Source organism: Streptomyces sp. NPDC044704, assembly GCF_056433525.1.
Window position 1 is genome coordinate 167,969 of the sequence record NZ_JBWKGY010000014.1, and the last position, 10,937, is coordinate 178,905.

General features: G+C 69.2%; 9 protein-coding genes. 6 read left to right on the plus strand and 3 right to left on the minus strand.

Annotation, left to right across the window (positions count from 1 at the left end; genetic code table 11):
• The first annotated feature begins 218 nt into the window (after positions 1-218).
• From AC07B0_RS29150 to AC07B0_RS29160, 3 genes are read left to right on the plus strand one after another with little or no spacing between them, the layout of a single operon-like run.
• Positions 219-776 (plus strand): PIG-L deacetylase family protein, encoded by a 558-nt coding sequence (locus AC07B0_RS29150; protein WP_478899244.1) that lies wholly within the window; start codon positions 219-221, stop codon positions 774-776.
• A complete protein-coding gene (locus AC07B0_RS29155) occupies positions 770-1,387 on the plus strand; it encodes a nucleoside/nucleotide kinase family protein (RefSeq protein ID WP_478899246.1) in 618 nt (205 codons plus the stop codon). The genes AC07B0_RS29150 and AC07B0_RS29155 overlap by 7 nt, the downstream gene beginning before the upstream one ends.
• The gene (locus AC07B0_RS29160) at positions 1,384-2,469 is read left to right on the plus strand and encodes a glycosyltransferase (RefSeq protein WP_478899247.1); all 1,086 of its coding nucleotides are present in this window, start codon (positions 1,384-1,386) and stop codon (positions 2,467-2,469) included. Before AC07B0_RS29155 ends, AC07B0_RS29160 begins: the two co-directional genes overlap by 4 nt.
• On the opposite strand, the gene AC07B0_RS29165 is transcribed toward AC07B0_RS29160, so the two are convergent.
• Positions 2,466-3,497, minus strand: a complete 1,032-nt coding sequence (locus AC07B0_RS29165; RefSeq protein ID WP_478899249.1) for a phosphotransferase — start codon at positions 3,495-3,497, stop codon at positions 2,466-2,468. The genes AC07B0_RS29160 and AC07B0_RS29165 overlap by 4 nt on opposite strands.
• A 192-nt stretch (positions 3,498-3,689) precedes the next feature.
• Between AC07B0_RS29165 and AC07B0_RS29170 the strand changes: the two genes are divergently transcribed.
• A complete protein-coding gene (locus AC07B0_RS29170; RefSeq protein WP_478899250.1) occupies positions 3,690-4,748 on the plus strand; it encodes a serine hydrolase domain-containing protein in 1,059 nt (352 codons plus the stop codon).
• A 167-nt stretch (positions 4,749-4,915) separates the two neighbouring features.
• The gene (locus AC07B0_RS29175) at positions 4,916-5,413 is read left to right on the plus strand and encodes a very short patch repair endonuclease (RefSeq protein WP_478899251.1); all 498 of its coding nucleotides are present in this window, start codon (positions 4,916-4,918) and stop codon (positions 5,411-5,413) included.
• A gap of 48 nt (positions 5,414-5,461) precedes the next feature.
• Here AC07B0_RS29175 and AC07B0_RS29180 read toward each other — a convergent pair whose 3' ends face one another.
• Positions 5,462-6,559, minus strand: a complete 1,098-nt coding sequence (locus AC07B0_RS29180) for a hypothetical protein (protein WP_478899253.1) — start codon at positions 6,557-6,559, stop codon at positions 5,462-5,464.
• A gap of 723 nt (positions 6,560-7,282) precedes the next feature.
• Between AC07B0_RS29180 and AC07B0_RS29185 the strand changes: the two genes are divergently transcribed.
• A complete protein-coding gene (locus AC07B0_RS29185) occupies positions 7,283-9,361 on the plus strand; it encodes an N-6 DNA methylase (RefSeq protein WP_478899255.1) in 2,079 nt (692 codons plus the stop codon).
• 8 nt (positions 9,362-9,369) lie between these two features.
• On the opposite strand, the gene AC07B0_RS29190 is transcribed toward AC07B0_RS29185, so the two are convergent.
• Entirely contained in the window at positions 9,370-10,917 is a 1,548-nt protein-coding gene (locus AC07B0_RS29190) for a serine/threonine protein kinase (RefSeq protein WP_478899257.1), read from the minus strand.
• Positions 10,918-10,937 lie beyond the last annotated feature (20 nt).

Consider the following 10,937-nt stretch of genomic DNA (forward strand, 5'->3'; position numbering starts at 1 on the left):
GTGCCACCCATGGCGGCCAGGCCTCTGACCCTCGCGCCGTACTGGATCGAGCCCCGCAAGCCGTCCGGGCGGCCCGTGCTCGTCATCGAACCCCACCACGACGACTTCGTCCTGTCCGCCTCCGGAACTTTCCTCGCCCGTCCCCGGCCGCTGACCGTGGTGACCGTCTTCACCCGCTCCCGCAGCGTCCACCCCTCCCTCGAAACACCTACAACAGCGTGGAGGTGGTCTCCGGACTCCGCGACCGCGAAGCCGCCCAGTCCCTGTTGCCCCTCGGGGCGGCCCGGGTCGGCCTGGAGCACAAGGACGCCGAGAAGCCGTACCGGGCCCCCGAGCCCGCCCAGGTGGACCGGATCACTTCCGAGCTCGCCGAGGTACTGGACGGGATGGACGACGCGGAGCTACTCGCTCCGGCCGCCGTCACGCGCCACCCGGACCACCTCGCCGTCCACGAGGCGACGCGCCGCCTGGGCTGCCGGTGGTTCTGGGAGGACGCCGCCTTCTGGTCCACCTACGGGCTGTCCGGATGCGACCGGCAGCTGTTCCGGCAGCGGGTGCGCGACGTCTTCGAGCCGGAGCTGGAGGACATCACGGCCACCGTCCTGGACAAGGTGACCCTGCTGCACATGCACGGCTCGCAGATGCACCCCGCGCGGAAGATGTACCGGCCGATCCGGCACGCACACACCGTCGCCGCCAGCCTGCTGCCCGACCCAGACGGCCGTCCGCGGGGCCAGTTCGCGGAACGCTTCTACCGGCTCGGGGGGTCGTGGTGATCCTCGGCCTGGAAGGCCCCTCGTACGGGGGCAAGACCTCTGCCCTGGGGCAGCTGCGCCGGGTGCCGGCGATGCAGGACGCGTTGTTCATCTCCTGCTACGTGAAGTCGTTCGCGCGCCGCGAGGACATCCCCACTTCCTCCACCCGGTCGGCAGCCGAGCAGGTGAAGGCGTTCATGACGTTCATGGAGATCGAGGGCGAGCGCGTAGACGCAGCTCGCCGCCACGGCGGACTGGTCGTCCTGGACCGGACCGTCGACACCCTCTTCGCCCACGCTCACGCCATGGACGAGATCTACGGCTTCAACGTCCTGCCCGAACTGACCGGACGGGCCGAGGAGATGCCACACCTGCGGCCGGACCACACCCTGTACCTGGACGTGACGCCCGAACTCTTACACCTGCGGCGCAAGGCGGCCGGACACCATGAGGTCGAGCCGGAGTACTTCCTCCACGACCCCGCCTTCCTCACGCACTTCCGCGACTACTTCTGCCGCCCGGCCCACCGCCCGGCGACTGCGGAGTTGGCCATCGCCTCCGAGGACGGCGACCGGCAGGAGACGGCCGCCGTGGTGCAAGCCCTCTTCACGTACTGGGCGGGTGTCCGGTGACCGGCCCGACGGTGGTGTTCGTATGGCGGCGGACCCCGCCACCGCTACTGATCGGGGGCGCGGAGGTCTCCCAGCAGCTCCTGGCAGAAGAGTTCGTCCGGGCCGGCTGGCGGGTCGTCTACCTCGGCAGCCACGAGGCCCCCTGGAACGGGTCCGCCCAGATCGGCCACCTGCGCGCCCACCTCCGGGCCCACGGAACCGTGTGGGATGAGGCCGGCGGGGAGCTCCGCTACCAGTGGAACGGCGTCTCGTGCCGGGCCGTGCCGCAGGACCGGGTGGAAGCGGCGCTGAAGGGACTCCTGGCCGAGGCCCGGCCGGATCTGGTGGTGACCTCGCAGGAACGGTCGGCCGGCCTCGCCACACTTGCCCGCCCGTCCTCGCGGGTCGCCGGATGGCTGCACTCGGTCTCGGCCAACAGCATGGGCGTCCTCCACGACCGACCGCACGCCGCCCTCGCCACGTCGAAGTTCGTCGCGGGACGGGCCCAGGCCCACGCCGACACGAAGGTAGTCGTCTTTTACCCGCCGTTCGCGCCGGCCGAAGGCGCCGGGCCCCTCCTCGGCGCGGGGCGCGGCACAGCCGGCCGCGTCCCCGGCGGCGTGCTGATGGTCAATCCCATCCCCGCCAAGGGCGCGGCCCTCCTGCACCAGTTGATCCGCCGGTTGCCCGCCCTCCGGTTCACCCTCGTCGAGGGCTGGTGGGACACGGCCAGCGAGTTCACCGCGTACCCGAACGTCCACTGGGTGTCCCGCACCTACGCCATGGGCTCGATCTACGCGGCGAACGACCTGCTGCTCGTGCCCTCCCAGGTCGAGGACGCCTTCCCCCGGGTGATCGTGGAAGCCGGGCTCCACGGCGTCCCCACGATCGGCTCGTCCCGCGGCGGCATTCCCGAGGCGGTCGGGGACGGCGGAGTGATCCTCCACCCCGACGACGTGGACGGCTGGGTGCAGGCGATCGAGTCGGCCGACCGGACCGGCCTCGGCGCGAAGGCCCGCGCCAGAGCAGCGCCGCTGGTCCGGCCGGGCCTGCCCGAGCTGGCTGCCGCCGGGCTCATCCCGGCGGCAGCAGCCGCCGGCTAACGGGCCGCGTAGGCGGCCTGCACCTCGTCGGCGCGGTCGGTCCACCAGTGCAGCAGTGCCTCGTCCGTCAGGAACATCTCGCCGAAGGTGGGGTCCTGGCGGTCGAGGTAGAACTCCAGCTGCCAGAAGTCGGTCAGCCGCTTCCACCACAGCCGCTTCACCGAGTCGGCGAGGTCGCCCTCGGACAGATCGATCACGGACCGGTATCCGGAGCAGAACGCGGCTACACGGTCGAGGTCGAAGACACCGCCGACCCCGAACTGCACCTGCGCGGTCCGCGCGACCTCCTCCCCGTACGCCCGGACCCCGAGCCGGTCCCAGTCCAGTACCGCCACCACCCGGCCGTCCCGGCGCAGCAGATTGCGGTACTGGAAATCACCGTGCGTCCACCCGTGGGGCCCGGTCGGCACATCGCCGTCCGGCCGGGCGTCGGCGTACCGCGCGAGAAGGCCGCGGCGGTCGTGCAGGGCCTCGACGGCGGCCTTGTCGAAGTCCGTCACCGGAGCGGAAGGCAAGCGGCTCAGGAGACCAGCAGCGGCACGGTCTGCCTCGGCCACGTCGCGGACCTTCGCCGCCGGTACCTGCTCCGGAACCGCGCCGGGCCCATGCCGCCGCAAGCCCTCGTGCAGGCGGCCCAGGAGAGCACCGAGATCGCGGACCTGGTCGAGCGGGAGATCCGTCCCTTGAAGGTGCTCGCCCTCCACCCACGGCAGGACGCAGTAACCGTGACCACCGACTTCCGCCACGAGGTCGCCGTCGGCCGCGCTCAGCGGCGCCGGCACGGGGATGCCCTCGCGAGCCAGGTCCAGGAGGACCGCAAGGTTCCTGCGGACCTTCGGCAGAGGAACGTCGGTGATCTCCTTGAGCGCGAACACCCCGGCAGCGGTCACGAGCCGCCAGTTGCGGTTCATCAGGCCGTGGGCAAGGAACCGCCGATCACTTACCGCGCCCAGCCCGAACGCGTCGGACAGGCTAGGCAGCACTGCCGTCAGAGCATCTTCTCGAGTCGTATCCGTCACCCCCAGCACGGTACGCCGACGCCGAATCCCGCACCCGAATTCGTCACCCAGATCCCCACTGAGAGTCGGAGGGAGAGGCGAGCCGAGATCGCTTCCGTCACCAACTCGCCTGACTTCGCCCGTGGCGGAGCCGGAACAGTCCTGGCGGCCTCACTACCCTGACCGACGGACCACCCGCGGCCGTACGACGATCGGGAGACCATGACCACGCCCTCCACCGCCCGGATCGAGGACCTCCTGCAGACCGGCGTTCGCAAGGCGGTCTACCCCGGCGCGGTGTGGGCGGTCGGGGACGCCGACGGCGTCCGCGCGAGCGGAGCCGTCGGCCTCCTCGACCCCGACCAGCCCGACGAACCGATGCGGCTGGACACCGTATTCGACGTGGCCAGCCTCACCAAGATCCTCGCCGTCTGGTCCACGATCGGCACGCTCGTTGAAGAGGGCAAACTCGACCTCCACGCCCCTCTGGGCACCTTCTGGGACGAGGTCGCCGGCCATCCCCTGGCCCGGGCCACGGCCCACCACCTCCTGACCCACACCGCGGGCCTGCCCCTGCGCGCCAACCTGAAGAACCTCTACGGCACCGACCCCCAGGACATCCGCGACGGCGCCCTCCACGAGGCCCTCCACCGCCCGCCGGGCGAGGCCGTCGAGTACACCGACCGGGCCGCACTGATCCTCGGCTACCTCGCCAAACACCTCTCGGGCCAGCCCCTGGACCGACTCGCCACCGACCGCGTCTGGCACCCCCTGGGCATGAGCCGCACCCGCTTCGGCCCCCTCTCCGCCACCGAAGCTGCCCGCTGCGCCCCCACCGAGTACGACGACACCACCGGCACCCACCTCAAGGGCACCGCCCACGACTTCTCCGCCCGCCTCTTGGGCGGCGTCTGCGGCATCGCCGGCACCTTCTCCGTCCTCGACGACCTCGCTCTCTTCCTCCGCCACATGCTCTCCCCCACCCAGGTCGCCTTCGGCCCGACCTGGACCAAGGATTCCCTCCGCATCCACACAGGCGCCCTCACCCCCGCCCGCGGCCTCTTCTGGCACCCCGCCCCCGGCACCGACCCCGCCGAGGACGTCTGGGTCCACTACGGCTTCACCGGCACGGCCATGTGGATCAGCCTGGTCCAAGGCCGCTGGGCCGTCCTCCTCACCAACAAGCTCCGCTACAACCGCGACCGCGAACCCCTGGCGGAGATCCGCAACGGCTACCGTCTCAGCGCATTCCCGGCGGATGTTCCGAGGATCCAAGCCTGACTGCAACTGCGTCCGCGTGCCTTACGCAGGCGTCAACTCACTGAGGGTCCTTTGTAGCGCGTCGCTCTTGTTGCGTTGGTCCGAATTGATACGCCACGGCAGCGGTGCGGCGGCCTCCACCCCGACCAGGCACGGGAGCGCGACCCCGCGGGGTTACCGAATGAACAATGAGTAGTTGTCCGGAGGTGGAAACAAGAGGCAGTCGTAGGGGCGTGCCAGCGCCGCGGGACGCCAACGTCCGGAAGGTGATGACCGCCCAACGCAACCGGGACACTGCGCCGGAGCTGACGCTGCGACGCGCCCTTCACGCGTTGGGCTTCCGTTACCGCGTGGACCTGCCGATCCCAGGAATGCCGCGTCGGCGCGCTGACGTCACCTTCACACGCTGGCGGACGGCGGTGTTCGTCCAAGGGTGCTTCTGGCACGCCTGCCCGACACATCAGCACGCTCCGAAGCACAACTCCGAGTGGTGGCGCAGGAAGTTCGACACCAACGTTCACCGGGACGAGGAGACCGATGCGCACCTCGCGCTCCTGGGCTGGCTACCACTCCGCATCTGGGAGCACGAAAGCGTGGACGGCGCTGTTCGGCGCGTGACGGCGGCCCTCGCCACCCGGGGCCATCCCCTGGCCCTGCGGCTGGACGCCCGGGACGTCGACACGTGACTCCAGGCCGGAACAGCACCACCACGGACGACGGCGTCATCGCCCTGACTAGGACGATACGGCTCCCGCTGAAGCACCCGGTTCGTCTGCCGCTGACGGGTGCACGTACCTGCCCTCATTGAACGGGGTGAACCAAGCATCGAACGACATGGGCGCCACCCCCAGGGTGGAGCCGACCTCGCTCTCGTCGATGCCGTCCATCGAATCGTCGTACAGCCACTCGTGGTCCATGTCCTCGTACACGCTGTCGGCGAAGGTCGCAAGGGCAGCCGAAACGCCCATTTCGAGGAGTCCGAACAGCTCGAGGTTCGCATTCGCCTGACGCAGCAGCAGTCTCAAGGCCAGCTCTTCGGCGATGCAACTCAGCTGGCCGAAGTTCCCGGCCGTGAACCGGGTGGTCATGGCGATCACTGTCACCAGGAAGCGGCGGGCGAATCGGGTGTCGTACTGCAGGACGTACCTCTCGGGCAGGTCCTCCAGGTGCCACAGGGAGCCGTCGCACTCCCCGACGGTGCTCTCCTCCCCTTCCAGGGTGTGCACGTCATCGAACAACTCGTCGATCACGACATCGATGGCGTAGACCAGGGCGCCGGCAGCCAAGCGAGCGTCCTCGGGCGATACGACGAAGTCCCGATCGTTGCCGTCCTCGCCCTCGAGGTCATCGGGTACACCAAACATGACGGGTGGGAAGGAACGCAGCTCGTCTGCCAATACGAGCATCCGGGCACGCACTTCCTCGGCCTTCGCCGGAGCGTCGTATTCGCTTCCCTCGACAGCTGGAGGTGGTTCGGAATGACGTGCTTTCCGGGCCGCGGGATCGTCTGGCGGAACGTCGGGGCCGTCAGCCCCAGTGAGGCTCTCCTGGGCGAGCTCCGGATGCAGGTCGACCTCGCACCGTTTCACCTCCCAGTCTGCGAGCAGTTCGGACCGCGTCAGCACCTCGCCTACCACTTCCCGGACCGCGTCCTCCGCGAACTCGAGCGCCTCGGCGTCGACGAACACCTTGAGCACTGCCCCGCTCGGGTGTACGGCCACGATCGTGTCGAGGAAGTCCACCTCCATGCCGTCTGGTCCCTCGATGCCGTCGATCGAGGCGAAGCCGTTCTCGATCAGCGCCGCGGCTCCGGCACGCTGCAGCGGATCCATCGCCGACGCGCCTTCCGGGCTACAGATGTCTGCCGTCACTACGTACGTCACAACTCCGAGCCTGGCAGACGGAACTGAGGTACGGGCACAGAACCGGCTCGTTCGTGGACCCTCGCTTCGGCCAGAATCTCCCGTCGTACACCGCCAGCACCCGAGGCATCATCGGCCATCAGCACCGAAAGGGGTTCCCAGACCTCTGGTTGGTTCGTCAGTAGGCCGAGCGGTGGTGACCCTGCATCGCGTCAAGCGCCTACTTGTCGCTCCCCTGGCCATCATCCGCATGGCACCACCCGTCTGCTTGCTGCCGACCACCCTCCCGGTCGCCGACCTGACCGGCGATGGACACGACAGCCTGAGCGATCACCGCGCGCTGGTGCACGCGGCGAAGCCGGTGAACGAGTGGCACCCCACGGACCGGCAGAAGTCGGGGCACCGCGCGGCAGGCGCTCGACCCAACGGCGGCTGGCGTGGCGCTGTCCAAGATCGCAGTCTGCGCCGGTTCCAGGACACCATCCGACCACTCAGCGGCGTCTCTGCGTCATCCTGTACACCCTTATGGGAAAAGGGCACACACAACGAGCGGGTGAGTCGGAACACCGGATCCGGTAGATGTGCCCGGCACCCTGGATCGATATACTGAAAGCAAAGTCAAGCTACAGATTACGTGCCGGTTCTTGCTCATGCCGGACGGCTGTCGGCACCTGGCGTTCCGGGAGGAGCGAGATGGCCCAACGTACGGATCAAGTGTCGGTGACCCTAGCGGCGATCGCCCGCCTTGCGGGGGTAGGTCGCGCGGCGGTGAGCAACTGGCGGCGCAGGCACCCCGACTTCCCCGAGCCCGTCGGCGGCACCGATGCCAGCCCTCAGTTCGCCCTCGAGGCTGTCGAGGAATGGCTGAAGCAGAACGACAAGATCGCGGCGACCGCCGGTCCGCTGGATCGGCTGTGGCCGCGGGTCGCGGACCTGAGTGATCGGGACCGGATGGGCCGAGTGGTCGCGGGTGTCGGCGCACGACTCGCAAGTGCTCCGGCGGCTGACGGGGAGTTGGTGACCGGCCGCACGGAGCAGGATGTAGCGCTGGACCCGGCGGAGCAGGCGCTCGTGGACGAGGCCGTGCGCATGGCTGGCACCGAGGGCGGAGCCGAGACCTTCCGGTTCCTGCTCGACCGGTGGCTTGGCACGCACGTCCGGCAGATCGCAACCACGCCGGCCCCGCTCGCCACCCTTATGGCTGCCATCGCGGCTGCGGCGCGCGGGGCGGCGCCGGTGCGGACGGTCGCCGATCCCGCCTGCGGCACCGGCACGCTGCTGCTCGCCGCGGCTCGCCGATGGTCCGAGCCAGAAGCGGGGAGCGACCTCCGCCCTCTTGGGCTCCTGGGGAACGATCGCGACCCGGTTCTATCCTCGATCGCAGACGCCAGGCTGATCCTGGAGGCCGGACAGCAGGCGTTGGTCTCGGTCACTGCCATGGACACGCTGCGGGACACCTTCCGTCCGCCGTCCGAACCGGTCGACGTCGTACTCTGCAATCCGCCCGCCAACGAACGCGACTGGGGCCACACGGAACTCGCCACGGACCGGCGCTGGACGTACGGACAACCGCCCCGCACGGAATCAGAACTCGCATGGGTCCAACACGTCGTCTCCATGCTGGACGAAGGGAAGGGCGCTGGCGTCACCGGGCACGGCGGTGTGGCCGTGGTCCTCCTGCCCCCGGGGGTGGCAGCCCGCCGCGCCGGGCGGCGCATCCGTGCAGGCCTGCTCCGGGCTGGAGTGATCCGCGCAGTGGTCGCTCTGCCGGCCGGGGCCGCGCCGCCCTACGGAATCGGACTCCACCTGTGGGTCCTCGCCGCGCCCGCGCCGCGCTCCCAAGACTCGGTGGTCCTGGTGGACGCGTCGGACTGCCGCCACACACCATCCACAGTCTCGACCCCCCGCCTACCGGCCATCGACTGGGATGCGATAGGAGACCGGATCCTCAACGCACTTCAGGGCGGTGAAGGGCCTGGCAGCGTGTCCGTTCCAGTGACCGACCTGCTCGGCGAGGAGACCGACCTCACGCCGGCCCGGCACGCCGCGGCCGCTGGACCGACGAGGCCGGTGGACCTGCGTCGCCTCTGGACCCGGTACGAGAAGGGGCTGCTCGCCACCCAGGACGCGGGGAGGTCCCTGCGCGAACTCTCTGCGGTGCAGGGCACCGTCAGTCTGGGGACCGTGAGCGTCGCCGAACTGGAACGGGCGAAGGCCCTCAGCATCCTCTCCGGCATCGCCTTGCCGGAGGAAACGGTACGGCGGGGCGACGTCCCGGACGACGGGGTCGGACTGGTCACAGGTCTCCTCGCGATCGGCCCGGAAGAACAGCAGTGGCTCGACCGGACTGCTGCCGAACAAGCGCACCAGGAGGGGCTGTTCCCGCTGACGTCGTTCGGTGACGTGGTCGTCGTAGCGACCGCGCACGGCTTCGACGCATGGGTCGAGACGGCCGCTCCGCGAGCTCTGGGCCACCACGTGTACCGCCTCCGGGTCGATCCAGAACGCCTCGACCCGTGGTTCCTAGCCGCCTGCTTGCGGGAGAGGTCCAATGCCAGGCGAGCCGGTACCCACGCTTCGAACACCTCGCGGGTTGACGTCCGCCGACTCCACGCGCTGCGGCTGCCGCTGGAAGAACAGCAGGCGTACGGCCAAGTACACAGGAAGCTGGTCGAGATGGAAAAGGCACTCGCGGAATTGGGGGGCGTCGGACGAGAGCTGAGCGACGGGCTGTCCGCGCTCCTAGCGACGGGGCGCCTGGCGTATCGCTGAGCGTCGACTCAGCCCTGACCTGCCTCCGGCAAGTCGTTCAGGACGACTTCGATCAGTTCCGGGGGACGACATTCGGAGTGCGAGCAGTCCCTCTCCGGGCACTCGGCCATGAACGCACCGAGCTCGCGGATGAGCGACAGCAGGTGGCGCTGCCCGAGGAGTCCGTCTACAGGTGCACTCCAGACCTGCGCCGCGCACCGCGCCCACTCGGCGAGAGCCTCGTCCCGTTGGCCGGGCAACGACACTCGGCATTCCACCAACCCCAGGCGGGCCGCGAGTAGCGCCGCGAACGCCGGCTCGCCGGGCTGAGCCACTCCCCTCAGGTCACGGACGACGTCCCGGTACCGCTTGTCCGCGCCAACTCCGTCATGATGGATCCGCTCCCGGTCAGCGACGAGGACGCGCGCCGTGAGCACATCGGAATCGAACACCCCCCAGCGCCTCTGTGCCGGAGAAAGCAACTCCGTCAGCCGCTCGGCCACCGGACCCGGCACTGAGCCAGCACCGTGGATCTCGTCGTAGGCCGTGGCGAGAGCGTGCTTGAGGCCGTCCCGGTCAACTGCTCCCCCGGGGCGCCGAACCCGGGAACGGCCCCCCTGACGTGCGGCGCGCTTCGGCTGGTGACGAGCCAAAGGTGCCGGCCGCCGGAAGGGAAGAGTGAGGTCGGGGTAGACCGCCGGGTCCGGCTCGGGGTCGTCGGGCTGGGGCAGGTACGGCCGCAACGCCTCGGCGGCACTGCGCGCAGAAGGACGCCGAGCAGGGTCCTTGGCGAGCATCCAGTCGACCAGATCTGCCACCTGGGAGGGGAAGCCAGGCAGAACCCGGTCGAGACGGGGCGGTGGTTCATGCAAATGGGCCTGCGCCATCTGGATGTCACTTGCCGGGTGGACGAAGACTGGTCGACCTGCCGCCAGTTCGAAGAACAGACAGGCTACGGCATAGACATCCGCCGCACCCGTGGGGTTCTCCTCCCCGTCCAGGACCTCCGGAGCCTTGTACCCCATCGTGCCGGGGGTCTGCCCCTCGGTGTACCGGGTCGCGTCGTGATCGGTGAGCAGGGCGATGCCGAAGTCACCCAGGTAGGCACGACCGGTGGCATCTTCCAAGAGGATGTTGTGGGGCTTGACGTCACGGTGCACCGTGTCCGCTTCATGTACTCGGGTCAGAGTCTCCAGGATCTGGACAGCGACGGAGACCGCCACTCCGACGTGCCTGCGGTTCGTATTCAGGTATTTCCGCAGGTCAGTTCCCTCGATGTACTGCATCACCAGATAGGGGCGGCGCCGAAAACGGCCGTGGTGCACCAGGAACGGGACGCCTTCACCACCCAGACGGTCATACAAACGAATCTCTCGCTCGAAGCGCCGCAACTCCGTGAGCGTCGGCTCGACGCTCCAGCTATCCAGGGCGGACCTTGCGGCGTCGGGAATGAGGAACTTGACGGCGACAACGGAGTTGTCCGTCAGGTCGGTCGCACGACATACCGCACCCATCCCGCCTACGGATGGGGTTCCGTCGATCCGGAAACGTCCATCAACGATCTTTCCGCGCTCCACGTGGACGCCTCCCCGTTCCT

What these genes read in the sequence shown, in the direction of transcription:
- AC07B0_RS29170 (WP_478899250.1), top strand. Translation starts at nt 3,690, where the DNA reads ATGACCACGCCCTCCACCGCCCGGATCGAGGACCTCCTGCAGACCGGC.
- AC07B0_RS29175 (WP_478899251.1), top strand. Translation starts at nt 4,916, where the DNA reads ATGAGTAGTTGTCCGGAGGTGGAAACAAGAGGCAGTCGTAGGGGCGTG.
- AC07B0_RS29180 (WP_478899253.1), bottom strand. Translation starts at nt 6,559, where the DNA reads ATGGATCCGCTGCAGCGTGCCGGAGCCGCGGCGCTGATCGAGAACGGC.
- AC07B0_RS29185 (WP_478899255.1), top strand. Translation starts at nt 7,283, where the DNA reads ATGGCCCAACGTACGGATCAAGTGTCGGTGACCCTAGCGGCGATCGCC.